Origin of the sequence: Micromonospora sp. NPDC023888, from assembly GCF_040639415.1 — a bacterium.
In the GTDB taxonomy this organism is placed as follows: Bacteria; Actinomycetota; Actinomycetes; order Mycobacteriales; family Micromonosporaceae; genus Micromonospora.
In genome coordinates, this window is the sequence record NZ_JBEZZW010000014.1 from 75,119 (window position 1) to 100,368 (window position 25,250).

At 70.9% G+C, this 25,250-nt stretch carries 21 protein-coding genes, 2 tRNA genes and 1 riboswitch; of the genes, 7 read left to right on the forward strand and 16 right to left on the reverse strand.

All coding sequences use genetic code 11. From position 1 onward, the window contains the following. Nucleotides 1–3 precede the first annotated feature (3 nt). Nucleotides 4–77, reverse strand: a tRNA-Gly gene (locus tag AB0F61_RS15250). Between the two features lie 435 nt (nt 78–512). Then, on the reverse strand, nt 513–1,073 hold the full coding sequence (locus AB0F61_RS15255) for a pyridoxamine 5'-phosphate oxidase family protein (RefSeq protein ID WP_357809222.1): 561 nt from the start codon (nt 1,071–1,073) through the stop codon (nt 513–515). Between the two features lie 99 nt (nt 1,074–1,172). Between AB0F61_RS15255 and dcd the strand changes: the two genes are divergently transcribed. Continuing rightward, nucleotides 1,173–1,751 carry a dCTP deaminase gene (gene dcd / locus AB0F61_RS15260; protein WP_285792496.1) on the forward strand — a complete coding sequence of 193 codons (579 nt, stop codon included), beginning with the start codon at nt 1,173–1,175 and terminating at the stop codon, nt 1,749–1,751. Nucleotides 1,752–1,813: 62 nt separating this feature from the next. Here the strand turns inward: dcd and AB0F61_RS15265 are convergent, their stop codons facing one another. After that, complete coding sequence (locus AB0F61_RS15265) at nt 1,814–2,854, reverse strand: NlpC/P60 family protein (protein ID WP_357809227.1); 1,041 nt, start codon at nt 2,852–2,854, stop codon at nt 1,814–1,816. Between the two features lie 13 nt (nt 2,855–2,867). Beyond that, nucleotides 2,868–3,003: riboswitch (cyclic di-AMP (ydaO/yuaA leader) on the reverse strand. A 234-nt stretch (nt 3,004–3,237) separates the two neighbouring features. On the opposite strand from AB0F61_RS15265, the gene AB0F61_RS15270 reads away from it, so the two are divergent. Then, complete coding sequence (locus AB0F61_RS15270) at nt 3,238–5,214, forward strand: N-acetylmuramoyl-L-alanine amidase (RefSeq protein WP_357809229.1); 1,977 nt, start codon at nt 3,238–3,240, stop codon at nt 5,212–5,214. A 55-nt stretch (nt 5,215–5,269) separates the two neighbouring features. Here the strand turns inward: AB0F61_RS15270 and AB0F61_RS15275 are convergent, their stop codons facing one another. From AB0F61_RS15275 to AB0F61_RS15295, 5 genes are all read right to left on the reverse strand, one after another. Further along, nucleotides 5,270–6,283 (reverse strand): NlpC/P60 family protein, encoded by a 1,014-nt coding sequence (locus AB0F61_RS15275; RefSeq protein ID WP_357809232.1) that lies wholly within the window; start codon nt 6,281–6,283, stop codon nt 5,270–5,272. Nucleotides 6,284–6,450: 167 nt separating this feature from the next. Next, a complete protein-coding gene (locus AB0F61_RS15280) occupies nt 6,451–7,452 on the reverse strand; it encodes a hemolysin family protein (protein WP_357809235.1) in 1,002 nt (333 codons plus the stop codon). Next, the gene (locus AB0F61_RS15285; protein WP_357809239.1) at nt 7,445–8,770 is read right to left on the reverse strand and encodes a hemolysin family protein; all 1,326 of its coding nucleotides are present in this window, start codon (nt 8,768–8,770) and stop codon (nt 7,445–7,447) included. Before AB0F61_RS15285 ends, AB0F61_RS15280 begins: the two co-directional genes overlap by 8 nt. Nucleotides 8,771–8,874: 104 nt before the next feature. Then, on the reverse strand, nt 8,875–11,073 hold the full coding sequence (locus tag AB0F61_RS15290) for a (Fe-S)-binding protein (RefSeq protein WP_357809431.1): 2,199 nt from the start codon (nt 11,071–11,073) through the stop codon (nt 8,875–8,877). 208 nt (nt 11,074–11,281) lie between these two features. Further along, nucleotides 11,282–11,545: a cell division protein CrgA gene (locus AB0F61_RS15295; protein ID WP_357809242.1), complete on the reverse strand. Its 264-nt coding sequence runs from the start codon at nt 11,543–11,545 to the stop codon at nt 11,282–11,284. Nucleotides 11,546–11,766: 221 nt separating this feature from the next. Here AB0F61_RS15295 and AB0F61_RS15300 point away from each other — a divergent pair, with 221 nt between their 5' ends. Genes AB0F61_RS15300 through AB0F61_RS15315 form a run of 4 tightly spaced genes read left to right on the forward strand, consistent with a single transcriptional unit; the run spans nt 11,767 to nt 15,134 of the window. Then, nucleotides 11,767–12,567, forward strand: coding sequence for a DUF881 domain-containing protein (locus AB0F61_RS15300; protein WP_357809245.1), 801 nt, complete (start codon nt 11,767–11,769; stop codon nt 12,565–12,567). After that, a complete protein-coding gene (locus AB0F61_RS15305) occupies nt 12,564–14,198 on the forward strand; it encodes a class E sortase (protein WP_357809248.1) in 1,635 nt (544 codons plus the stop codon). The genes AB0F61_RS15300 and AB0F61_RS15305 overlap by 4 nt, the downstream gene beginning before the upstream one ends. Nucleotides 14,199–14,202: 4 nt before the next feature. Then, entirely contained in the window at nt 14,203–14,481 is a 279-nt protein-coding gene (locus AB0F61_RS15310; RefSeq protein ID WP_357809251.1) for a hypothetical protein, read from the forward strand. 2 nt (nt 14,482–14,483) lie between these two features. After that, complete coding sequence (locus AB0F61_RS15315; RefSeq protein ID WP_357809254.1) at nt 14,484–15,134, forward strand: aminodeoxychorismate/anthranilate synthase component II; 651 nt, start codon at nt 14,484–14,486, stop codon at nt 15,132–15,134. Nucleotides 15,135–15,173: 39 nt separating this feature from the next. On the opposite strand, the gene AB0F61_RS15320 is transcribed toward AB0F61_RS15315, so the two are convergent. The 8 genes from AB0F61_RS15320 to AB0F61_RS15355 are packed head-to-tail and all read right to left on the reverse strand — an operon-like array spanning nt 15,174 to nt 24,910. Beyond that, nucleotides 15,174–15,872: an ElyC/SanA/YdcF family protein gene (locus AB0F61_RS15320; RefSeq protein WP_357809257.1), complete on the reverse strand. Its 699-nt coding sequence runs from the start codon at nt 15,870–15,872 to the stop codon at nt 15,174–15,176. Between the two features lie 49 nt (nt 15,873–15,921). After that, the gene (pknB, locus tag AB0F61_RS15325) at nt 15,922–17,739 is read right to left on the reverse strand and encodes a Stk1 family PASTA domain-containing Ser/Thr kinase (RefSeq protein WP_357809260.1); all 1,818 of its coding nucleotides are present in this window, start codon (nt 17,737–17,739) and stop codon (nt 15,922–15,924) included. Further along, nucleotides 17,736–19,145 (reverse strand): protein kinase, encoded by a 1,410-nt coding sequence (locus AB0F61_RS15330; protein WP_357809263.1) that lies wholly within the window; start codon nt 19,143–19,145, stop codon nt 17,736–17,738. Before AB0F61_RS15330 ends, pknB begins: the two co-directional genes overlap by 4 nt. A 1-nt stretch (nt 19,146) precedes the next feature. Further along, a complete protein-coding gene (locus AB0F61_RS15335) occupies nt 19,147–20,652 on the reverse strand; it encodes a penicillin-binding protein 2 (RefSeq protein WP_357809266.1) in 1,506 nt (501 codons plus the stop codon). Then, complete coding sequence (locus AB0F61_RS15340) at nt 20,649–22,139, reverse strand: FtsW/RodA/SpoVE family cell cycle protein (protein ID WP_357809269.1); 1,491 nt, start codon at nt 22,137–22,139, stop codon at nt 20,649–20,651. The genes AB0F61_RS15335 and AB0F61_RS15340 overlap by 4 nt, the downstream gene beginning before the upstream one ends. 30 nt (nt 22,140–22,169) lie before the next feature. Then, a complete protein-coding gene (locus AB0F61_RS15345) occupies nt 22,170–23,633 on the reverse strand; it encodes a PP2C family serine/threonine-protein phosphatase (protein WP_357809272.1) in 1,464 nt (487 codons plus the stop codon). Then, nucleotides 23,630–24,115 carry an FHA domain-containing protein gene (locus AB0F61_RS15350; protein WP_357410372.1) on the reverse strand — a complete coding sequence of 162 codons (486 nt, stop codon included), beginning with the start codon at nt 24,113–24,115 and terminating at the stop codon, nt 23,630–23,632. Before AB0F61_RS15350 ends, AB0F61_RS15345 begins: the two co-directional genes overlap by 4 nt. A 6-nt stretch (nt 24,116–24,121) precedes the next feature. Continuing rightward, entirely contained in the window at nt 24,122–24,910 is a 789-nt protein-coding gene (locus AB0F61_RS15355; protein WP_007454122.1) for a DUF3662 and FHA domain-containing protein, read from the reverse strand. Between the two features lie 206 nt (nt 24,911–25,116). Here AB0F61_RS15355 and AB0F61_RS15360 point away from each other — a divergent pair. Then, nucleotides 25,117–25,199 (forward strand) — tRNA-Leu (locus tag AB0F61_RS15360). The last annotated feature ends 51 nt before the right edge of the window (nt 25,200–25,250 follow it).

Consider the following 25,250-nt stretch of genomic DNA (forward strand, 5'->3'; position numbering starts at 1 on the left):
GCGTGGAGCGGGTGACGGGAATCGAACCCGCACTGTCAGCTTGGGAAGCTGATGTTCTGCCATTGAACTACACCCGCAAGCGGCACCACTGTACCCGAGTCGTCGAGCCCTTGCATCCAGGCACCCGACCCGCCGCTTGCCCGCGCGCCGCCCTGGCCGCCCTGCCCCGTCTTGCCCGGGTCGGCGCAGGTTGATCCACTCGGGTTCCTGAAAATCGGGGCGTCCGAGCGGCCGGGACACCGCGATTTCACCGAAACCGAGTCGATCCAGCCGGGGCGGCCGCCCGCAGGCCGGGTCGAGCCGGGGCGACGCGACACGAGGGCGGCGCGGGGGCAGTGCCGGGCGGCGCGGGGGGCGACGCGGGGCGGCGCGGGGCGGGGCAGTGCCCGCCGGCGCGGGGCAGTGCCAGACCACACGAGGGCGGTGCCGGGCGGCGCGGGGCAGTGCCCGGCGTACAGCCGGATGCCGGCTCCGTCAGCGCGGAGCCGGCACCGGCTGTCTCTGGGCCGTGGTCAGGCAGCCGTGCACTGGACGTCACGGCTGCGGCGGGTCGGGCGGGTCTGCGGCACGGTGAGCGGCGCGGCGGCCGCCGCCGACGGGGCCTGCGGGTCGAGCCAGACCCGAACGGCCGGCCGACCCGGCGCGAGGCCCGGGACGCCAGCGATGTGCTGCTCGCGGCGGGTCAGCATCGCCACGTCGACGGTGAACTCGAACAGTTGCCAGTCGACCCGTGGCTCGGCGCGGGCGCCCTGCGCCAACCGGGCGACCCGCGCCGGATCGGTCACCGGACGGGCATGGCCCGCCACGTACGCCTCGTCGTCGCTCTCCTCCGGAGGGAACGAGTGCAGCGCGTAGCGGCCATCGCGTTCGAGGTCACGACGCTTCGGGGAGTCGATGATGAAGCAGAACAGACCCTCGTCGGTGATGACCGGGGAGACCGGATGGACCCGGGGCCCGCCGTCGGCGCGGACCGTGGCCAGGTAGCCGAAGCCCGGCCCGTACTGCTGGAGGAGAACGCGGATCCCGTCGGCGAGTCGGGGCTCGTCGGCGGCGAATTCGGACCAGGAAGCCATGTGGGCATTCTATCGAACAAATGTACGAGCAGCGAGCTCGACGCGCTGGTCACCGGCACCGAATCCGGCGGGTTTGAGTCCCGCCGCTATGGTGGTCCGATGCTGCTCTCCGACCGCGACCTGGTCTCCGAGATCAAGGCCGGCACGCTGGGCCTGGAGCCGTTCGAGCCCACCCTGGTCCAACCCTCCAGCATCGACGTGCGGCTGGACCGGCTGTTCCGGGTCTTCAACAACCACCTCTACACCCACATCGACCCGGCGATGCAGCAGGACGACCTGACGTCGGCGGTCGAGGTGCCCGACGGGGAGCCGTTCGTGCTGCACCCCGGGGAGTTCGTGCTCGCCTCGACGCTTGAGGTCATCTCACTTGGCGACCAGCTCGCCGGCCGACTGGAGGGCAAGAGCTCACTCGGGCGGCTCGGGCTGCTCACGCACTCCACCGCCGGCTTCATCGACCCCGGCTTCTCCGGTCACGTCACGCTTGAACTCTCGAACGTGGCGAACCTGCCCATCACCCTCTGGCCGGGCATGAAGATCGGGCAGCTCTGCATCTTCCGGCTCTCCTCGCCGGCCGAGCACCCGTACGGCTCGGCGGTCTACGGCTCGCGCTACCAGGGGCAGCGCGGGCCGACACCGAGCCGCGCGTGGCAGCACTGGCGCACCTGGCCCACCCGCTGAACAGGTGACGACGAGGGCCCGCCGCGACGAATCGCGACGGGCCCTTCGGTCGGCACCCTCGATCAGCCGGGACGGCCGTAGCTGTGGATCGGACCGTCGTCGACCTTCTTCATCTTGATCGGTTGACCGGCCTGCGAGGCGTGCACCACCCAGCCGCCGCCGACGTACATGCCGACGTGGTGGATGTCGCTGTAGTAGAAGACCAGGTCGCCGGGGCGCAGGTCGGCCTTGCTGACGTTCTTGGTGACGCGGCTCTGCGCGGCGGCGTTGTGCGGCAGTGACACCCCGGCCTTCGCCCAGGCGGCGAGCATCAACCCGGAGCAGTCGTACGAGTTCGGGCCCTCGGCGCCCCAGACGTAGGGCTTGCCGATCTGCGCGCAGGCGAACTTGACGGCCGTGCCGGCGGCGCCGCCGGGGTAGCTGCCGGGGCAGGGCGCCGGGCGCAACGGACCGCCGCCGCCGCTGCCGTAGACCTTGAGGCGCAGCTTCTGCAGCTTGTCGATCTCGTCGTTGATCTGCTTCTTCTTCGCCGCCAACTGGGCCTCGGTACGGGTGAGCTGGGTCACCATCTCGTCGAGCGGCGCCTTCTGCCTGGCCAACTCGTCGCGCAGGTCGGCCACCTCGCGGACGTCCTGCTGCTGGTTGTGCGCGAAGCGGTCGAGCATTTCGAGCTGGCCGACCACCTCGCTCGGTGACTGGCTACCCAGCACCGCGTTGACGGTGAGCACGTTCTCGCCCTTGTAGGCGCGCACGGCCAGGGCACTCACCTTGTCCATCGCGACGTCGACCTGACGCTCAAGCGGGGCGATCCGGGCGGCCAGCGCCTGGGCCTGCTTGCGCTTGTTGGCGAGGTCGATCCGGGTGGCGTTGTGCTGTTCGATGACCGGTTCGAGTTTGTTCCAGTCGGCGTCGATCTGGCGTTCGATCTCGGCGACGGACGGGTCGGCGTGGGCCGCCGTGGCGCTGCCGGTCAGGACGACGGCGACGCCGGCCAGTGCGGCGAGCGCGGTGGTGAAGCGGGACCAGCGTGGGCGCGGCGCGATCGACGTGGGGCCGGCTGCTGCCGACCGCTCGGACGACGGCCGCGGGGCATGGAGTGCCACCGGGGTTCCGTACTCCTTCTTCCTGACCGCCTACCGGGTTAGCTGACGGGTTCGGGCGGGAAGTCGGCGCCCTACCGCAGTGGTTGCGGATTCACCCCGGGAGACATGGGTCCCCGGTTCGTTCGGAAACGACTCGGCGGTGTCGGTCCGTTACCGCCCGGGCTGGACGGAGCTGCTATCGGGCCGACGAATGACCAGAGTAGAGACGCTTGTTACCACTCCGCAACCCGTGCGGCCGTGACACTCCGTACCGATCGGAGAGGGTCACCGACCGTACGTGAAGATTTCTTTCCCGACGAGTCGATACATGGAAAGGTATTGACGCGGACTCCCGGCCGGCGCGAAGGTGGCCTCATCTTCACCCGCGAAATCTAGGGGGTTCGATGCACCATCCAACCCTGCTCGCCGGCCGGCGTGCACTGCTCGCCGCCGCCGTGGTCGCCGCCGCGACCGCGGTCCCACCACCCGCCAACGCCGCCGCGCCCACCGCCGACCGTCAGCAGCAGTACGCCGCCGCGGCGGCCGAGTACGGCGTACCGACCGACGTGCTGCTCGGCGTGTCCTACCTGGAGTCCCGCTGGGACAGCAACGCCGGCACACCCAGCACCAGCGGCGGTTACGGCCCCATGCACCTGACCGACGCCCGACACGTGGCCGCGCTGCCCGTGGGCGGCCACCACGACACCGGCACCGAGGACCCGCGCGGCGACGACTCCCGTACCGCGCTGGCACCCGCCCCCCGGCCGGCCGAGGATCCGGCGCCACCCGCCGCCGCGTTGCAGACCGTGGATGCCGCCGCCGCCCTGACCGGCGCGGCCCCCGACGCGCTGCGCACCGACCCCACCGTCAACATCCGGGGCGGGGCGGCGCTGCTGGCCTCGTACCAGCGGGAGTTGGGCGCGCCGGTCGGTGCCGGCACCGACCCCGCCACCTGGTACGGCGCGGTGGCCCGCTACGCCGGCGCGGACAGCGCCGACGCCGCGGCGGCCTTCGCCGACGAGGTCTTCACCACCATCGGCGCCGGCGAGTCGCGGGTGACCGACGACGGCCAGCGGATCACGCTGCCGGCCCGCGCGATCCGTCCGGAGCGCTCCTGGCTGGACCGACTGGGTCTGCGCCGGCTCGCCCGCCCGGACGGGCTGGAATGCCCCCGGACCATCTCCTGCGAGTGGATCCCGGCGCCCTACGCGGCGTTCGGCGACGGGGACTACGGCAACCACGACCTGTCCGACCGGCCCGCCCGGCAGAAGATCGAGTACATCGTCATCCACGACACCGAGGGAAGCTGGGCCACCACCCTGCAACTCGTCCAGGACCCGACCTACGTGAGCTGGCACTACACGCTGCGCTCCGTGGACGGGCACGTCGCCCAGCACGTCAAGACCAAGGATGTCGCCTGGCACGCCGGCAACTGGTACGTCAACGCCAAGGCGGTCGGGCTGGAGCACGAGGGCTTCGCGGCGCAGGGCACCTGGTACACCGAGGCGATGTACCGGACCTCGGCGAAGCTGGTCCGTCATCTCGCGTTGCGGCTGGGCGTCCCGCTGGACCGCCAGCACATCATCGGCCACGACAACGTGCCCGGCACCATCGCCGCGAACGTCCGTGGCATGCACTGGGACACCGGCCCGTACTGGGACTGGACCCACTACTTCGAGCTGCTGCACGCCCCACGGTTGGACACCGGCACCCCGGCCACCGGTCTGGTCCGGATCGACCCGGACTTCGCCACCAACCAGCCGGCGTTCGTCGGCTGCGTCACCGCCGGCGTACCGTGCGCGCCGCGCGGCTCCTCGGCTGTGGTGCTGCGCTCCGCGCCGGCCGCGGACGCGCCACTTGTGAACGACATCGCGCTGCGCCCCGACGGCACCCCGAACACCATGGAGGTGTCCGATCACGGCGCCCGCGCCTCCGCCGGGCAGACGTACGCGCTTGCCGGCCGGCAGGGTGACTGGACGGCGATCTGGTACCTCGGGCAACGGGCCTGGTTCCACAACCCGGCGTCCGCGCCCACCGCGAGCTGGACCGTCGGCCTGGTGGCCACCCCGAAGCCCGGCCGGGCCACCATCCCGGTCTACGGACGGGCCTACCCGGAGCAGGCGGCCTACCCGGCCGGCGTGCCCTACCAGACGATCTCGCCACTGCAGTACACCCTGGCCGCCGGGCAGCGGTACGCCGTCGGCGCGGTGCTGCCGGGCGAGTACTACCGGGCCAGCACGTTCGACGGCTCCTCGCCCGGTGACTGGACGGTGATCCGCGGCAAGAACCGGTACGCGCAGATCCAGTTCGGCCACCGCATCATGTACGTCGACCTGGCCGACGTGCAGCTCCTGCCGTCCCCGGTGGGCGCACCCCGCTGAGAACGACGACGGCCCCCGGTCGGTGACCGGGGGCCGTCGTGTCGCGCGAGGTGTATCAGCCGGGTCTACGGAACCCGGCGACGGGCATCGTGTTGATGCTCGACACCTGCACCGGTTTACCGGCACGTGGTGCGTGCACCATCTGGTTGTTACCCAGATACAGCCCGACGTGACTCAGACCGGAGAAGAAGAAGACCAGGTCACCGGGGCGGGCATCGGCTCGCGCCACGGCCTTCCCCTCGTTCCACTGGTCACCGGTGTGGTGGGTGAGGTAGATCCCGGCCGCCTTGTAGGCGTACTGGGTCAACCCCGAGCAGTCGAACGAGTTCGGGCCGGTGGCGCCCCAGACGTACGGCTTGCCGACCTTGCCGCAGGCGGTCCTGATCGCCGTACGGGCGGCCGCGCTCACCACTCCGTTGATGGTCGGGCAGGCCGCGGTCACCACCGTGGTCTTCGGCATCGACGCCTCAAGCTGCTTGATCTCGGCGTCGATCTGCTTCTTCTTCGCCGCCAGCTCGTTCTGCTGCTTGGTCTGGGTGGTGATCAGGGTGTCCAGCTTCTGCTTCTCGCCGTCGTACTTGGCCCGCACGGCGAGGACGCCCTCGACCTCCTTGCGCTCCTGCGCGGCCAGCCGGTCGAGGATGGTGAGCTGCTCGGTGAGCGTGTCCGGCTTGGCGCTGACCAGCAGTGCGCCAATGTCGTGCGACGGGCCCGAGATGTAGTAGCGGGAGGCGAGATCGCCGACCCGGTTGAGCGCCAGCTCGCTCTGCAACGCCAGCGGCTCGATCTTCTTCTGCAGGTCAGCCGACTTCTGCCGATTGACCTTCAGTTGCGCCCTGACCTTGTTGTACTGCTCGATGGTGGGCTCCAACTGCTCCCACTTCTTGTCGATCTGCGCTTCGATCTCGTCGACCGTGGGCGCGGCGTGCGCCGGGGCGGCGAGCAGGCCCGCGCCGACCACGGCGGCGGCGACCAGGACGAGCAGACGGTGACCAGCCCGGCGCAGACCACCCGGCCGAGCAGACGCAAACAGGTCGTGACGATGAGGGGGCATGGTTGCCACCGGCACCGACTCCTTTGCAACCGACCGCCGGGCGCCTCGCGTGAGGGAAGGGCCGAGGCAGACGACCCACAGCGGTCGGTGCCCCACATTAGGGAAGCGCGGGGCGGTAATCAAGGCGAGTGGAGTAACGGTCACTGTCGTGCGACCGCTTGCACACCAAGGGTATTGGCGCATCAACCAACGATTGCCGTCAATACATCGTCAAGGGTGACCACACCGAGCGGGCGCCGGCCGTCGCTGACCAGCACCATGTGCCGCCGTTCGCGGCGCATGGCCAGCAGCAGGTCCGCCAACGTACGCTCCGGCGGCACCACCGCCAGCGGCCGGTAGACCTCGGCCGGCACCGGCGACCGGCGGCCCTGCCCGGCGTACCCGAGCACGTCCTTGACGTGCACGAAGCCGAGCACCCGACGGGTCGACCGCTGCACCACCGGGAACCGGGACCGGCCGGTCCGGGTCGCCAACACCTCAAGCGACGCAGGCGAGACGTCCTCGGCCACCGTCACCACCGTCGACCACGGCTGCAGGGCGTCCGCGGCCGTGCGGCTGTGCAGGGCCAGGGCGCCGGTGATCCGGGCGTGCTGCTCCTCGTCGAGCAACCCCTCGGTGCGTGCCTGCGAGACGAGCCCGGCCAACTCCTCGGCGGTGAACACCGTCTTCACCGCCTCGGACGCCTCGATCCGCCAGATCGCGAGCACCCGGCGGGCCGCCCACTTCATCGCCAGCAGCAGCGGCTTGGTGGCCACACAGAACGCCAGCATCGCCGGGCCGAGCCAGAGCGCGGAGACCTCCGGACCGGCAAGCGTGATGTTCTTCGGCACCATCTCACCAACGACCGTGTGCAGGAAGACCACCACGCCCAGGGCCAGCACGAACGCCACCGGGTGCACCGCCCGCTCCGGCAGGCCGGCCGCGTGGAACGGAGGCTCCAGCAGGTGCGCCAACGCCGGCTCGGCGATCGCGCCCAGGCCCAGCGAACAGACCGTGATGCCGAGCTGCGCGCCAGCGATCATCAACGGGATCTGGTTCATCGCCGACAACGCCCACCGGGCCCGCTTCGACCCGGCGGCCAACGGCTCGATCACCGTTCGGCGGGACGCGATGAGCGCGAACTCACTGCCCACGAAGAACCCGTTGCCGAGCAGCAGCAGGACGGTCACCAGCAGCTCAGTCATCGTCGTCCGGTTCCGCCGGGCGCAACACCCGGACCTGCTCGATCCGGTGCCGTTCCACCTCGACCACCGTGAACTCCCAGCCGTCCGCCTCGACCGTCTCGCCGGCCAGCGGGATGTGCCCGAGCTGGGCCATCAGGAAGCCGGCCAACGTCTCGTAGGGCCCCTCGGGCAGCCGGAAGCCGGTCTGCTCGGCCACCTCGTCGGAGCGGAGCACCCCGTCGACAAGCACGGTGCGTTCCCCACCGGGCACCGTCAACTCGACCGGGTCGGCGTCATCCACACTCGCCGGGTCGAACTCGTCGGCGATCTCCCCGACCAACTCCTCGACGAGATCCTCGATCGTCACCACGCCGTCCGTGCCGCCGTACTCGTCGACCACGATGGCCAGGTCGGCCCCGGCCGCCTTCAACGCGGCCAGCACGCCGTCCAGGTTGAGGCTCTCCGGCACGTACACCGGCTCACGCGCCACCGAACCGACAACTGTCGTTGCCCGGTCGGCAAGCGGCACGCCCAGCGCGTCGGGCACCCCGGCCACGCCTGTCACCAGGTCCAGGGTCTCCTCGTACACCGGGAACCGGGTCCGCCCGGTCCGCCGGGACTGCTCAAGCAGCTCGGCCACGGTGGCCGTGGCGCGCAGCGCGACCACGTCCACCCGGGGGGTCATCGCCTCGGCGGCCCGCTTGTCGCCGAACCGGACGGTGCGGCGCAGCAGCATCGCGGTGTCGGTCGGCAGCGCGCCGGCCCGAGCCGAGATGGCCGCCAGCAGGCCCAGCTCCTCCGGCGAGCGGGCGCTGGCCAGCTCCTCCTGCGGCTCGACGCCGAGCGCCCGGACCAGCCGGTTCGCGGAGCCGTTCAACCCCCGGATCAGCCAGCCGAACGTCCGGGAGAAGGTGTGCATCGGACCGGCGGTGGCAAGCGCCGCCGGCATGGGCCGGGCCAGCGCCGCGTTCTTCGGCACCAACTCACCGAAGAGCATGGACAGCAGCGTGGCCAGGGCCAACGCCAGGAACGGGGTGAACCGCTCGGTGCTCTCCCCGGCCAGCGGGCGCAGCAGCGGGGTGAACAGCCGCGCCAGGGCCGGTTCGGCCAGGTAGCCGGTGAGCAGCGCGGTGATGGTGATGCCGAGCTGCGCGCCGGAGAGCTGGAAGGAGAGTTCGCGCAGCGCCGCGCGTACCGTCAGGGCGGCCTGGTCGCCTGCGGCGGCCCGCCTGTCGATCTCCGCGCGGTCGACAGTGACCAGGGCGAACTCGGCCGCGACGAAGAACGCGTTGCCCGCGGTCAGCGCAACGAAACCGACCAGGGGCAACAGCGTGGTCAAGAGTAGGCCGTCGATGTCGCCTCACCTCGGCGAGATTCTTGCACGACGGCGGCGGACCCTGAGGGCCGCCGCCGTCGGTGTGCAGAACCCGGGGGTACGCGGCCTCAGCCGCCGACCGGGGCCGTCTCCCTGCCGCCCTGCGGCTGCTCCGGCTTGACCGAACGGAGCAGCACACTCGCCACGTCGATGACCTCGACCTGCTCGCCGGCGCCCTTGCCGTTGACCCCGTCGTTGAGCATCGTCGAGCAGAACGGGCAGCCGACGGCCACCGTCTTCGCCCCGGTGGCCATGGCCTCCTCGACCCGGTCCACGTTGATCCGCTTGCCGATCTTCTCTTCCATCCACATCCGCGCGCCGCCAGCGCCGCAGCAGAAGGAACGCTCGCTGTTGCGCGGCATCTCGGTGAGCTCTCCGGCGATGGCGTCACCGAGCACCTCACGGGGGGCCGCGAAGATCCGGTTGTGTCGACCGAGGTAGCAGGGGTCGTGGTAGGTGACGCCGCCGTCGACCGGCTGCACCGGGGTGAGCTTGCCGGTGGCGACCAGGTGGGCCAGCAACTGGGTGTGGTGGACCACCTCGAACTCGCCGCCGAGCTGCCCGTACTCGTTGCCCAGGGTGTTGAAGCAGTGCGGGCAGGTCGCGACGATCTTGCGCTTGGCCTTCTCGCGGCCCTCGAACGCCTCGTTGAGCGTCTCCACGTTCTGCTGCGCGAGCATCTGGAAGACGAACTCGTTGCCGATCCGTCGCGCCGGGTCGCCCGAGCAGGTCTCGCCCTCGCCCAGGATGGCGAACGACACGCCCGCCTCGTTGAGCAGCGTGGCCACCGCGCGGGTGGTCTTCTTGGCCCGGTCCTCGAACGCGCCGGCACAGCCGACCCAGAACAGGTACTCGAAGTCGTCCACCTCGCCGACCCGGGGCACCTCGAAGTCCAGGCCCTTGGTCCAGTCCTCGCGGGTGTTCTGCGGGGCGCCCCACGGGTTGCCCTTGTTCTCCAGGTTGCGCAGCATCACGCCGGCCTCGGAGGGGAAGCTCGACTCGATCAGCACCTGGTAGCGGCGCATGTCGACGATGTGGTCCACGTGTTCGATGTCCACCGGGCACTGCTCGACGCAGGCCCCGCAGGTGGTGCAGGACCAGAGCACGTCCGGGTCGATGACACCGCCTTCCTCGGCGGTGCCGATCAACGGCTTGTCGGCCTCGGCCAGGGCCAGCACGTCCAGGTGGGCGAGCTGCGCCTGGGTGGCCTTCTCCTCGCCGGTCAGGTCCTTGCCGCCGCCGGCCAGCAGGTAGGGCGCCTTGGCGTACGCGTGGTCGCGCAGGCTCAGCACGAGCAGCTTGGGTGACAGCGGCTTGCCGGTGTTCCAGGCCGGGCACTGCGACTGGCAGCGACCGCACTCGGTGCAGGTGCTGAAGTCGAGCAGGCCCTTCCAGGTGAACTGCTCGACCTGGGCGACGCCGAACTGGTCCTTCTCCGGGTCGGCCTCCTCGAAGTCGAGCGGCTTGCCCTGGCTCGTCATCGGGCGCAGGGCACCGAGGCCGGAGCCGGCCGGCCTGGTCGGCTCCCGCTTGAAGAAGATGTTGGGGAACGCCAGGAAGCGGTGCCAGGCGACACCCATCGTGACGTTCAGTGAGATGACGATCAGCCAGGTCATCGAAATAATGATCTTGATGGCCGCGGCGACGCTCGTACCGTCCTGCCAGTCGGGCAGCACCGCGCCGACGGCGTGGCTGACCGGGGTGGCCCAGATCGGGTACTCGAAGTGGTCGGTGGCGACCTTGAAGCCGCGGATCACCAACCCGAAGATCAGGACCAGCAGCACGATCCACTCGACGAAGTAGCCCTGCCACATCGTCGAGCCGGTGAACCGGGACCGCCCGCCCGGGCGGGTCGGCCGGTTGCGTAGCCGGATCGCCATCAGCACCACGATGCCGACCAGGCCCAGCACGGTGATGACCTCGGTGACCAGGCCGAAGATCGTCCAGTGCCCGACGATCGGCAGCCCGCCGGTCGGGGTGACCACCTCGAAGTACGCCTCGAGCACCAGCAGCGACAGCACGACGAAGCCGACCATCACGAACCAGTGCGCGGCACCGACCACGCCCCACTTGAGCATCCGCGTGTGACCGGCGGTCTCCACGAGCATGGTCCTGGCGCGGGCGGCCTTGTCGGTGAACCGTTCCGGTGCGGGCTGCCCGAGCCGGATGACTGCCACCATCTTCAGGACCGCACGCACCGCAAGCCACACCGCCACGGCGGTGATGGCGGCCGCGAGGATCGTGGTGACGATCTGGACGCTGCCCATCGAGTTGGCCTCCCCGGTCTGCTGCCTGATGACCTCGCTCTGCTCGGTCATGCAATGCAGCCTACGCGAAGGTTACCCAGCAGTAACGTGAGTCATCTCGCAGTAGGCCGCGCTGCCTGCGGACACCATAGGGGGCCCCACCCGATCCTGCCGGGCAGGGGCACGGTGGGGTGACGTGGGACCGCCGACGCGACGACCCCGAGCCGGCTCAGCGCCAGCGGGAGAGCAGCGCCAGCGAGGCGACCATCGCGCCGAAGCCGACCGCGAGGTTCCAGTAACCCCACGCCATGACCGGGTACTCCTGCTCGGACAGGTAATAGAGCACCAGCCAGCCGATGCCGACGACGATCAAGGCGACCGCGGTGATCGGCAACCACACCGGGCTAGGCTTGCGCGTCGACGCCGCCGTCGTCGGACGGACGTCCGTCGGCGGGGTGTACACCTTCTTCTTACGGACCTGAGACTTGGGCACGACGCTCTCCAGAGGGGTGACGACCTCGTCCGGCCTGACAACCGGGCGCGGGGGCGACGGTCCATGGCCAATAATGTTCGACAGCTAGCGTAGTCCCGATTGCCCGTCCGGACCATGAATGGGGTCAGGCCGGTGCACGGAGTGACCGAAAAAGGCGGGACTGTTCGCATCACCGGCCCAGCCGGGGCGGACCGATCCCCGACACGCGGAAGGAACGCTCGGTGGAGTACACATCCGGCGCAACCTCCTGGCAGAAGGTCCTCCGACGGGCCGCCGCCGGGCTACTGCCCCGGCGACCGCGTCAACGCCGACCAGGCTGGTCGATCGGGGTGCCCCTGATCGCCGCCGCGGCGGGGCTGCTCTTCACCACCACCGCGACCACCGCTGGCGGCACCGCTCTGCGTGAGGACCGCCGGCCGCAGCTCAACCAGCTCATCGAGGACCGGCGCGAGCAGGTGGCGGCGAGCGAACGCCGGGCCGCCACGCTGCGCGACGAGGTCCAGCAACGGACCAACACGCTTGCCGGCTCGGACGCCCCGATCAAGGACCAGCAGGATCGCGCCCAGGGCAGCCTCCAGGCCGCCGGCTTCACCGCCCTCGGCGGGCCCGGGGTCACGGTCGAGCTGAACGACGCGCCGCAGCTCGACCAGACCCAGTCGGACGCCGACAACGACGACCTGGTGGTGCACCAGGCGGATGTGCAGGCGGTGGTCAACGCGCTCTGGGCCGGCGGAGCGGAAGCCATGTCAATCATGAACGTCCGCGTGCTGGCAACCAGCGCGGTACGCTGCGTCGGTAACACCCTGCTACTCCACGGCCGGGTGTACTCCCCACCGTTCAAGATCGTAGCGATCGGCGATCCCGCTGCCCTCCAGCAGGCCCTCGCCAGCTCTGAGGGAGTCCAGTGGTTCAAGGACGCGGTCGACGACTACCAGCTCGGCTACAAGGAAACGGCTTCCACGGTGCGAGTCCCGGCATTCGAGGACTCGACCGCCCTACGCTCGGCCACGGTGCCTGAGTGAGTGCGCCGGACGAGCCTCGCGACGGGCGGCACCGGGACCAGGCCGACGACCCGACCGACTTCCTGCCCAAGGTCGACCGGCCCGAGCCGGCGCCGGCCCGGTCGACGCCGGCCGGCAACTGGCCCGAGCCGATGCTGCCCACCCGGCCCAGCGCGTCGCGCCCGCCGGCCACGATTGAGCCTCCCCGCCCGGCCGACCCGACCCCCGGTCACCGGGGTGTCGACGCACCCCCGCCGTGGCCAGGCAGCACCGCCCCCCGATCCGGCCCGCACGGAGGGTCCGACGGTCCGCCGGCGCCCGGCCAGCCGGCCGCGACCAACCCGGGCCCGGTACGGCCCGCGGCCCCGGGCGACGCCCCGAACCGACCCCCCGCGTCCACCGGCCCGTCCACCCGACCGGCGCCCGGGGCCGCGCCCACCCATCCGGCAGCGCCGGCCACCGGTGGCGCGTCAGGTGCCACCGGGACCGTCCCGGGCACGCCCGGTCGGATGCCGACCCGGCCGACGGCCTCCGGCACGCCTGGTCAACAGGCCCCGTCCGGCCCTCCGACGCCACCGGTTGCCGACTCACCGACCGCGTTCATCCCCCAGATCACCGCCCGGCCCATGCGCCCGGCCGCTCCGGGCCCGGATACCTCCTCGCCCGCCGCGCCGGGCCGTGTCCCGCCCACCGGGCCGGGCCGTGCCCCCGCCGCCGGGCCCGATCGTGTCGCCGACCCGGCCGCCACCGCGTTGATCCCCACCGTGACCCCCACCACCCGCCCACCAACAATGGACTCGACAGCGCTGATGGGTGCCGTCCCCCGCACGGCAGGCCCCCAGGAGCCGACCGGTGGCGGCGACCACCCGGGCGAGCCGCCCCGGCCCCGGCGCGGCGAGCGGGTGGTCCAACTCCGGCCGCACCAGACCGGCGAGGGCTACAAGAGCGTCTACTCCGAGCTCACCCGCCCGTCGCTCGGCTCCCGAATCCGCACCGGCGTCCGCGTCACCGGCGAAATCCTGATCACCTTCGGCCTGGTGGTGCTGCTCTTCGCCGGCTACGAGGTGTGGGGCAAGTCGGCCATCGTCGACGCCCACCAGAACGACCTCAACAGGGCACTCACCCAAGAGTGGGGCCCGACCGACGACCCGACTGTCGTCCCGTCGGCCGGCCCGAGCGTCAAACCGTCGCCCCCGGTACACGGCAAGCCGCTCGCCGGCCTCTACATCCCCAAGCTCGACAAGAACTGGGTCGTTGTCGAAGGCGTCACCCAGCAGGACATCCGCTACGCCCCGGGCCACTACCCGGGCAGCGCCCTGCCCGGCCAGGTGGGCAACTTCTCCGTCGCCGGCCACCGCAACCGGGCAACCTTCTGGCGGCTGGACGAGCTGGACGAGGGTGACGCGATCGTGGTCGAGAGCAAGACCGACTGGTACGTCTACCTGGTGTCGCGGTCGCGGATCGTCCGGCCCACCCAGGTCGAGGTGGTGGCGCCGGTGCCCGGCGAACCGGACAAGAAGCCGACCAAGCGGATGCTCACCCTGACCACGTGCAACCCCAAGTTCGACAACTACCAACGCCTGATCATCCACGCCGAACTGGACCGCACCCAACCCAAGTCGGCGGGCCGCCCGGCGGAGCTGGGAGGCTGACCCGATGTACGCGTTCATCTGGCGCAAACTTCCCTTCGGCCTGGCCGGAAAGCTGATCGGCTCGGTGCTGCTGGTGGCCGCCACGGTGGCCCTGCTCTGGTATGTCGCCTTCCCCTGGGCCGAGCCCCTGCTGCCCTTCGACGACGTGCAGGTCGAGTCCGGCGTCCCCGCGGAATCGGGCGACGGCGGCCCGGTGACCGGCGACACCCCGGCCGGCAACGAGCACGAGCTGCCGTACGACACCGACCAGAACAACCCCGCGCCGCCCTCCCCGAGCAGGTGACCATGCGCATCCTGGTGATCGACAACTACGACTCGTTCGTCTTCAACCTCGTGCAGTATCTCGGCCAGCTCGGCGTGGCCTGCGAGGTCCGTCGCAACGACGAGATCGACGTCGACGCGGTGGGCAGGGTGGGCGCGGCCGGCATCCTGCTCTCCCCGGGGCCGGGCAGCCCCGACCGGGCCGGCATCTGCCTGGACGTCATCCGGCAGTACGCGGGCGAACTGCCGATCTTCGGCGTCTGCCTCGGTCACCAGGCGATCGGCGAGGCGTTCGGGGCGACCGTGGCGCGCGCGCCGGAGCTGCTGCACGGCAAGACCTCCGAGGTACGGCACCAGTCGGTAGGCGTACTCGCCGGCCTGCCCGACCCGTTCACCGCCACCCGGTACCACTCCCTCGCCGTGCTGCCCGACACGCTCCCGCACGAACTGGAGGTCACCGGCTGGACCGGCTCCGGCGTGGTGATGGCGATGCGCCACCGGACCCTTCCCATCGAGGGCGTCCAGTTCCACCCCGAGTCGGTGCTCACCGAGGGCGGCCACCTGATGCTCGCCAACTGGCTGGCCACCTGCGGTCACCAGGAGGCGTTGGAGCGCGCGCCCGCACTGGCCGCCGAGGTCGACGCCCGCCGCCGGTCGGCGTTCGCCACCACCTGAGGCCGCGCCGCTCCATCAGCGGTCAGCACGCCGGCCGGATCAGCCGCGCAGCGCGTCCTGCACCGCCGGATCAGCGGGCGAGCGGACCGCGGGCGGGCGACCAAGGACCATGTCCCACGCCGCTTTGCCGCTGGCGAAGTAGTCCCGGACCGACTTTCCGGCGAGCAGGAGCGGACCGCAACCCTCGCACCGTGCGGTGACCCCGTCGACGTCGAGGCCGAGATGCCGGCACAGCGTCACCGCGCGGGACAGATGGAAGGACTGGGTCACGATCAGGGCCCGCTGAACGCCGTACACCTCCCGCGCTCGGGCGCAACTGTCGTACGTGTCCAGGCCGAACGGGTCAGCCACCACGCGACGCGCGTCCACACCGAGTCCGGTCAGATACGCCGTCATCACCGCGGGCTCGTCACCCGACGTGCCGCCCCCGTCGCCCGACACGAGCACGACCTTGGCCCGCCCGCTGGTCACCAACGCGGCGGCGGTCTCCAGGCGGCCGGCGAGCCGGTCACCGGGCCGTTGCCGATCGGCCGCCACGGCGGTACCGAGGACGATCACCACGTCGGCGGCCGGCGCGTCGGCCTCGGCGTACACGTGGCCGCGGGCGGCGAGCGTCGTCCACAGCCACGGAAGGCTGGACAGCAGCAGCGCGACGACCCCGAGGATCACCACGCGTCTGCGGCGTCGAGGACGTCGGCTCACCACCGAGCCGACGCCGGCCACGTCGGCGTCACTCATGCCGCCGCCTGGGCCTGCCACCGGCCGGCCAGGGGCGTTGCCACCCGCCCTAGTCCTCGGGAAGCCGGCTCGGCGGGGGCGGGAACGGCAGACCGACGCCGCCCCCGGTGCCGGGCGTGGTTGGCGTGGCCGACGGCGTGCTGGTCGGCGTGCCGGAGGGCGGCGGCTCGACGACCTTCTCCGGGATGCCGATCTCGATGGTCACGGTCCTGTCCTTGGCCAGTTCGGTGTTCGGAGCCGGATTCTGCTTCTGGACCCGACCGGCCTGGTCCGCCGGCACCTCGTCACCGTCGCGGAACTCGACCTTGTAACCCGCCTCGCGAAGCTCCTGGGCGGCCTCGTCCCGCGTCGAGTTGATCACGTTGGGCACCTTGCTGACGTTGCCCTTGGAGACCTCGACGATCACCGTGCTGTCCTGCGCGACGGTGGTCCCCGACGGCGGGGTCAACTTGAGCACGGTGCCCTTCGAGGCGGGGTTGTCCACCTGCTTGTCCTGGACCTTCAACCCCTGGCCCTCAAGCTGAGACTTGACAAGCTCGTACTGGGAGTTGACCAGGTTGGGGGGGATCTTCACGTCGGGCTTGCCGTCGCAGAGCTGGATGGTCACCGTCTTGGACTGCTCCAGCCGGGTGTTCGGCGGCGGATCCTGCTTGGCGACAGTGCCCTTCGTACAGTCGTTGTCCCGGACCGGGTCACCAAGCTTCGGCTGGAGGTTGGCGGCCTGGATCTCGGTGACCGCGACCGCCTGGGTCTTGCCGACGAGGTTCGGCACCGCCTTGTTGGCCTTCTCCTGCTGCTGGTTCCAGAGCAGGGCGGCGACCAGGGCGATCACCGCCAGCACGCCGACCGCGCTGAACGTCGCGATCAGCCAGGAGGACGCCTTGCGCTGACGCGGGTCACCCACCCGGGCCATCTGCCCGGTCTGCTGCCCACCGGCGGGAGCCGGGTAACCACCCCGACCGCCGGCCGGGGCCATCGCCACCGTCTCCGCCTCGCGCAGCACCGGGGTCGCCAACACGGGCCGGCCGGCGGCGGCGCGGAGCAGGTCGGCGCGCATCTCGCCGGCGCTCTGGTAGCGGTTGAGCGGATTCTTCGACAGCGCCTTCAACACGATCGCGTCGACCGCCGGGGTGACGTCCGGGTTGATGTCGCTCGGCGTCGGCGGCGTCTCCCGTACGTGCTGGTAGGCAACGCTCACCGGGCTGTCCCCGACGAACGGCGGGTGCCCACAGACCAGCTCGAAGAGCACGCAACCGGCCGCGTACACATCGGAGCGGGCGTCGACGGCCTCGCCGCGCGCTTGCTCCGGCGACAGGTACTGCGCCGTGCCGATCACCGCGCTGGTCTGCGTCATGGTGGTCGCGCCGCTGGCCAACGCGCGGGCGATGCCGAAGTCCATCACCTTGACCTGGCCGGTCTGGGTGAGCATCACGTTGCCGGGCTTGATGTCCCGGTGGATGATGCCGTGCCGGTGGCTGAACTCCAGCGCAGCGCACATGTCGGCGCAGATCTCCAGCGCCCGACGCGGCTGCAGCCGGCCCTCGGCGCCGAGGACCTCCTTCAAGGTCCGACCGTTGACGAACTCCATCACGATGAACGGCAGCGTCTCGCCGGTCGGCGCGGTCTCCTCGCCGGTGTCGTAGACCGCCACGATCGCCGGGTGGTTGAGCGAGGCGGCGTTCTGCGCCTCCCGGCGGAACCGCATCTGGAACGTCGCGTCCCGGGCCAGGTCGGTCCGGAGCATCTTGATCGCGACGTCCCGACCGAGCCGGAGATCGCGACCGCGGTGCACCTCGGCCATGCCGCCGTAGCCGAGCAGCTCGCCGACCTGATACCTGCCACCGAGCAGGCGGGCCTGCGCTGTCATCGCGTCTGTCGTCCTTCGCTCGTCGTCGTCCCGCCGTCGCCCGGCTGGAGTCGTATCTCCCGACGGTACGACGTCCGGGTCGGATCGTCGCGCCCGTCGAGCCGCAGCGCGCCGGACGTCGCGGTGCGCGCACGCGTCCCCACGGGTTCGTCGGCCTGCGACTGCTTCTTCAGGTTGTAGGAAATCACGCCGGAGCAGAGCAGGACCAGCACGGCCAGCAAGATGGCGAGGAGCACCATGCCGGGCCGGGACCGCCGCGGCTCGGGGGACGGCGCCGACGGGACGGCCTGCCGGGCGTACGCCGCCGGTTGCTGCTGGCGGGGCGGTGCCGACGGCACCGCCGCGGCACCGCGCGGGTACCCGTTCGGTGCGGCCGGCGGACGGGCGGACGGGACGGCCGGCGCGACGGCGGTGGGGCGCGGCTGCTGGGGTTGCGCGACAGCGGTCGGCCGCAGCCCGGCGGCCGGCGGACGGGCACCCGGCGGACGTAGCTGATGCGCCTGCGGCACCTGGGCCCGACCGGGGGCGGCCGGTGAGGACGGCGCCGCGGAGACCGGCCCGGAGTTGCCACCGGCCCTGGCCTGCTGGGAGAGCGCGGCCTTGAGCTGGCGGGCGACCCCGGCGAGGGCGGCGGCGCTCGGCCAGCGGGCGGCCGGGTCCTTGGCCAACGCCCGTTCCACCACCGCGCGGACCTGGGGCGGGATGTCGGCGGGCAGCGGCCGGGGCGTCTCCCGCACGTGCCGCATGGCGATGTCGAGCGGGTTGTCGCCCTCGAACGGACGCCGCCCGGCAAGACACTGGTAGGCGACCACGCCGAGCGCGTACACATCCGACGCCGGGGTGGCCACGCCGCCGGTGGCCTGCTCCGGTGAGATGTACGAGGCGGTGCCGAGCACCGAACCAGCGGCGGTGAGCTGGCCGACCAGGTCGGAGCGGGCGATGCCGAAGTCGGTGAGCACGAGCGTGCCGTTCGGCCGGACCAGCAGGTTGCCCGGCTTCACGTCGCGGTGCACGATGCCCTTCTCGTGGGCGGCGTGCAACGCGTCCGCAGCCTGCGCGACGAGGGCCATCGTCCGGGCCGGGGTGAGCCGGCCGACCCGACTCAGCGTGGACGACAGGGCGTCGCCCTCGACGTACTCCATGACCAGGAACGCGATCTGCTGGTCGTTGCCGAAGTCGTAGACGTCCACCACGCCGGGGTGGTTGATGGTGGCCATGGTGCGGGCCTCGCCGCGGAACCGCTCGGCGAAGTCCGGGTCGTCGAGCAGGGCGGGGAGCAGGCTCTTGACCGCGACCGTCCGACCGAGCACCTGGTCGGTGCCGCGCCAGACGTCGCCCATGCCGCCGCTGGCGATCCGCTCGTCGAGACGGTAGCGGTTGCCGAGCTGGACGCCAGGGCTGAGCATGTCAGCGACCCCCGGGGTCGTTGATGGCGGCCCGCATGATCTGGCCGGCGATCCGGGCTGCCTCGCCGCTGCCACCGGGGCCGGCCTGCTCGAGCATCACGCAGACCGCGGAGACCGGGGTGCCGTTCTTGTCCATCGCGAAGCCGATGAACCAGCCGTGGTCGGGCCGGTCCGGCGCGGACTGCGCGGTGCCGGTCTTGCCACCGACCGTGTAACCGCTGATCGCGGCCTTCCGTCCGGTGCCGTTCTGGACGACGCTGACCATCATCTCGCGCAGGTCGGCGGCGATCTGCGGCTCGACGGGCTGACGCAGCTCCCGCGGCTTCGCGGTGTAGTAGCTGGTGGTCCGGTCCGGGGCGAGCAGCTGCTGGACCAGGTACGGCCGCATCTGGCTGCCGTTGTTGGCGATCGCACCGGCGATCATGGCGCCTTGGAGCGGGGTCATCCGGACGTTGTTCTGGCCGATCGAGGACTGGGCCAGTGCGGCCTGGTCGGTGCTGCCGTCCGGGTTCTGCATGTCACCGGTCCGGCTGGCCGCCGTGGGCAGACCGTCCTCGCCGAGGTGACCGACGGTGAGGCCCTCCTGCTCGAAACCGAACTGCCGGGCCTTCTCCTTGATCGTGTCGGCGCCGAGCCGCACGCCGAGTTGCGCGAAGCCGGTGTTGCACGACTCGGTGACAGCGGTCATCAGGGTGACCTTCGGCTGCGGGCAGATCGACTGTTCGGCGTTGCGGATCGGGGTGCCGGAGGTGGGCGGCGTCCAACTGGGGCCGGCCGGGATCTGGGTGGTCTTGCTGATGCCGTTCTCCAGCGCCGCCGCGGCAACCACGATCTTGAAGGTCGAGCCCGGCGGCAACGTCTCGCTGAGCGCCCGGTTCTTCAGGGGGCCCGCCGGGTCCTGATCCAGCTTGTTGAACGCTGCGGTCGCCTCGCTACCGGTGTGACTGGCAAGCGGGTTCGGGTCGAAGCTGGGCATGGAGACCAGCGCCTGCACCGCCCCGGTGCGCGGGTCGATGGCGATGGCCGCGCCCCGCTTCGCCCCCACCTGGTTGTTACGCAACTGGTTGTAGGCCGCATCCTGAGCCCGCTTGGAGAGCGCGAGCAGCACGTTGCCGCCACCGGTGTCGTCGCCGGTGAACATGTCCTTCAACCGGTCGCCGATCAACTGGTCGCTGGTGCCGGCCAGGAAGTCGTTCTCCACCCGCTCGATGCCCTGCTCCGCCAGGTTGACCGGCTTGTAGCCGAGCACGTGCGCGTACTCCGCGCCACCCGGGTAGGTGCGCAGGAACTTCAGCTTGCCGGTGGTCTCCTTGCTGGTGGCCACGGCCGTGCCACCGGCCTCGATGTTGCCGCGCTTGTTCTTGTAGTCGGCCACCTGGACCCGGCCGTTGTAGTCGCTGGTGCGGTACTCGTCGGCCTTCTGGAACTGCACCCAGTTGAGGTTCGCGAAGAGCAGACCGAACAGGACCATGACGACGACGCCGACGCGGCGCAGTGGTGCGTTCACGGCTTGATCACCTCCGTGGGAGCACCGTGTAGCTGCTCCGGCGCGCCACCGGTGGGTCGGGCGGCCTTGCTGGCGCTCCCGCCGACCGGCCGGCGGGCTCCGTCGGAGACCCGCAACAGCACCGCGATGAGCAACCAGTTGGCCATCAACGACGAACCACCGGCGGACAGGAACGGGGTGGTCTGACCGGTCAGCGGGATGAGCTTGCTGATCCCGCCGACGATCACGAAGACCTGCAGGCCGAGGGTGAACGCGAGACCACCGGCGAGGAGCTTGCCGAACGAGTCCCGGACCGCGAGCGCGGCCCGCAGCCCCCGCTCCACGATCAACAGGTAGACGACAAGCAGGGCGGAGAGACCGAAGAGGCCGAGCTCCTCACCGAGGCCGGCGAAGATGAAGTCGTTCTGCACCTCGGGCAGGATGTCCGGTTGGCCGCCGCCCGGCCCGGCGCCGAAGAGCCCACCCGTGCCCAGGGCGAGCAGCCCCTGCACGAGTTGGTAGCCCTTGTCGGTCGGGTCGGCGAACGGGTCCATCCAGATCTCTGCCCGCAGGTAGAAGTTGGCGAACGGGCCGCCGACCGTCGAGCCGAGGAAGTAGGCGAGGTAGGCCCCGCCGAAGAAGAGGACCAGACCGATCAGCAGCCAACTGACCCGTTCGGTGGCGATGTAGAGGGTCACCACGAACATGCCGAAGTAGAGCAGCGAGGTGCCCAGGTCCTTCTCGAAGACGAGGACCAGGAGGCTGACCAGCCAGACGCCGACCACCGGACCGAGGTCACGCCCACGTGGGAAGTCGATGCCGAGGAACCGTCGACTCGCCAGCGAGAGCACCTCGCGCTTGCGGACCAGGTAGTAGGCGAAGAAGACAAGCAGCGCCAGCTTGGCGAACTCACCCGGCTGGATGGAGAAGCCACCCACCCGGATCCACAGCTTCGCGCCGTTGATCTCGGAGATGCTCGACGGCAGCACCGCCGGGAGCATCACCAGCACGATGCCGGCCAACCCCAGGGTGTACGCGTACCGGGAGACCGAACGGTGGTCGCGCATGAGGGCGAGCAGACCGGCGGCGAGGATCACCGCGGCGAGCGTCCACGCCAACTGCCGCCCGCCGATGCCGGCGAAGATGGCCAGGCTCTCCCGCTCGGCGACCGGGGCCTCGCCCAGGTCGATCCGACGGAGGAAGCCCACCCCGAGCCCGTTGAGCAGGGCCACCGCCGGCAACAGCGCCGGGTCGGCGAACGGGGCGAGGAATCGGATGACCAGATGCAGACCGAGGAAGACCGCGCCGAGCGCGGCGGCGGGCATCCAGAAGTCCGGGGTGACGGTGTCCAGCAGGTTCGCCTCGACTGTCGCCCCGTACGCGGCCACCAACGCCATGGCGAGCAGAAGCAGGGACAGCTCGGCGTTGCGGCGCGACCGCGCCAGGCGTACGCCGGACTGCTCGCCCGCGGTGGCGGGCGAGGGTGCCGGTGTGGCCGCTACGGTCACAGGTGGAATCCTCGGGATCTCAGCCGACGCTCACTCAGGAGATCGGCAGGCGGCCGGGTCGAGCGCCGGCGTGGCCGAGTCGGAGGGCGTGTTGTCGGGCGTGGTGGATGAACCGGTCGCACCGACAGCGGCGGTGGCACCGACGGTCGGGCTCGCGCTGACGACCCCGTTGGAGGTCGGCGACGCGATGGTGCTCGGGCTGCCGTTCGGGCTCGACGGCGGGTCGGCCGGTGTCGGCGTGCCGCCCGGCGAGGCGGTCGGATCGAGCGGGCAGAGCGGTTTCAGGTTGGGGTTGGTCGGGGTGTCGCTGGTCAGCTCGGCGAGCTGGCGCTCGGCGTCCGGCTCGCTCTTGGCCCGGATGCCGACCTTGACGGTGTCCTGCGCCGCGACCGTGAGGTCGTCCAGTCGCGTGCCGCTGCGGCGGTGCACGGTGGAGAGGTCCATCCCGGCGATCTGACCCTGGACGCCACGGAAGACGGCGACCTGGCCCTCCTCGGTGGCTCCCACGTAGTACTGCCGTTGGGTGTACGTCCAGCCCGCGAAGGCCCCGCCACCGACGATCACCAGCAGGGCCAACGCCATGGCGGCGGTCCGCACCGGGCGGCGCTTCGGCCGGTCCGGTTCGTCGTCCGAGGTCGCTGGCTCCTCGGGCGCGGCCGGGCGTGGTGCGGCGAGCGCCGAGGCTCGGGCGGCCGGAGTGGAGTCGTCCGCCGAGGTCGCCATGCCGCGGTCCCGGGCGGCGGCACCGCCGACGATCGGGCTCGCCTCGACGATGTCCTGATCCGTGGCATCGGCGATGATCACGGTGATGTTGTCCGGTCCGCCGCCGCGCAGTGCGAGCTGCACCAGCCGCTCGACGCACTGCTGCGGATCGGTGTACTCCCGCAGGGTCTCGCCGATGGTTTCGGCGCTGACCACACCCGACAGGCCGTCGCTGCAGATCAGGTACCGGTCGCCGGGCAACACCTGGCGCACCGAGTATTCCGGGTCGATGTCCCGGCCGTCGAGAGCCCGGGTGAGCAGCGACCGCTGCGGGTGGCTGCTCGCCTCCTCGGCGCTGATCCGACCCTCGTCGACGAGCATCTGGACGTACGTGTCGTCCTTGGTGATCTGCGCGAAATCGCCGTTGCGCAGCAGGTAGGCCCGCGAGTCGCCGATGTGGACCATCCCCAGCTTGCTGCCGGTGAAGAGGGTCGCCGTCAGCGTGGTGCCCATCCCCTCCAACTGCGGGTTGGCGTCCACCGTGTCGCGGAGTTGTTGGTTGGCGGTGCCCACGGCCGAACGCAACGCGTCGACGAGTGCGTCCCCGGGGACGTCCTCGTCGAGCGGCGCCATGGCACCGATGACGATGTTGCTGGCGACGTCACCGGCGGCCATGCCGCCCATGCCGTCGGCAACGGCGAGTAGCCGCGGCCCGGCGTAGACGGAGTCTTGATTACCGTCTCGGATCAGACCGCGGTCGCTGTGGGCCGCATAGCGCAGGGTCAGAGTCATGGCCGTAATTCGAGGGAAGTGCGGCCGATCCGGATCGGCACGCCGAGGGGGACGGGGGTTGGTCCGGTGACCTTAGCGCGATCGAGGTACGTGCCGTTAGTCGAGCCGAGGTCCTCGACGTACCACTGCCCGTCACGCGCCACGAGCCGGGCGTGTCGCGCGGAGGCGTAGTCGTCGGTGATGACCAGGGTGGAGTCCTCAGCTCGACCAATGGTGATCTGCGCATCACCGAGAGTGATCCTGGTGCCGGCCAGCTGACCGGCTGTCACTACCAGCTGATGCGCCGCTCTGCCCCGTTTCACCTTCGCCGGCTTGGCCGCCTGCCCCGTCGAGGCGCCGACCGCGCGCGGCGCGGCCACCAGACGACCGGAGCGGGCGCCCGCGAAGAGATCCCGGCGGATCACGCCGACCACTGTGAATACGAAGATCCACAGCAGGATCAGGAACCCGAACCGGGCAACGGTGATGACCAGTTCCGGCAAGGCGGGTCAGCCGTCCACGCGGAAGGTCAGGGTCGTCGTGCCGAGCTGCACCATGTCACCGGGGTTGAGTGCGACAGCGGAGACCCGCTGCCCGTTGACCATGGTGCCGTTCGTCGACCCCAGATCGGTAAGCACGACCTGGCCCCCGTCGAAATCCAACCGGGCGTGTCGCCGGGAGATGCCGACGTCGGGCAGACGCAGGTTGGCCTGATCACCGCGACCGATCACCGTCGACCCCATCTGAAGGGGGTAGGTGCGACCGTCGCCGGAGACCAGCCGCACGTTGCGACCGCCACCGTGCCCGGGCGGAGGGCCGTAGCCACCACCCTGGTCGTACGCGGGGTAGGCGGGCGGGCCGGCGTCGTAGCCGGGTGCCGACACCGGGGCGACCTCGCCGCCGGTGTAGACCTCGGCTGTGACACGGAACATGCCCGTGTCCAGGCCCTCGCCTCGCTCGATCTCCACGATCACGTCGCCATAGACCGTCCAGGCCTGCTCGCCGATGAACTCCGCCTGCGACTGGGCCAACTCCTGGGCCAGCGCAGCGGCGTACGGCGCCAGCCGACTGTGGTCGAACGGCGAGAGATCGATCACGTAGCGGTTGGGCACCAACGTGCGCCCACCGGCCAGGATCGCCTTGTGCGCCTCGGCCTCCCGCTGCATGGCGTTGAGGATCTCCACGGGGTGGACCACCCCTTTGAAGACCTTGGCGAAGGCCCCTTCGACCAGGCCTTCCAGACGCTTCTCGAAGCGTTGCAGCACGCTCACCGGCTCCTCCTCGGGTCCCGAGGACATGATGGTATCCGGCCGGCGCGCGCGCAGCTCACACGCCGCTCGGCCACCTGCTCTCGGCCCGTTCGGAAGGGCCGGGACTGCCGTGCTAATCTTTCGTCCGCCACGAACGGTAATCGTTCGTGGCGAGCGTTTGGGACAGCGTAGTATTCCCGGGGCCGCTGGAGACAGCGGGGCCGGGGCGGCTAGAGTGTTCCGGGTTGTGCCACGGGGATGTGGCGGAATGGCAGACGCGCACGGTTCAGGTCCGTGTGCCCGAAAGGGCGTGGGGGTTCAACTCCCCCCATCCCCACCGACGACGAGGGCTCCGCTTACCGCGGGGCCCTTCCGTCATATCGGGGCG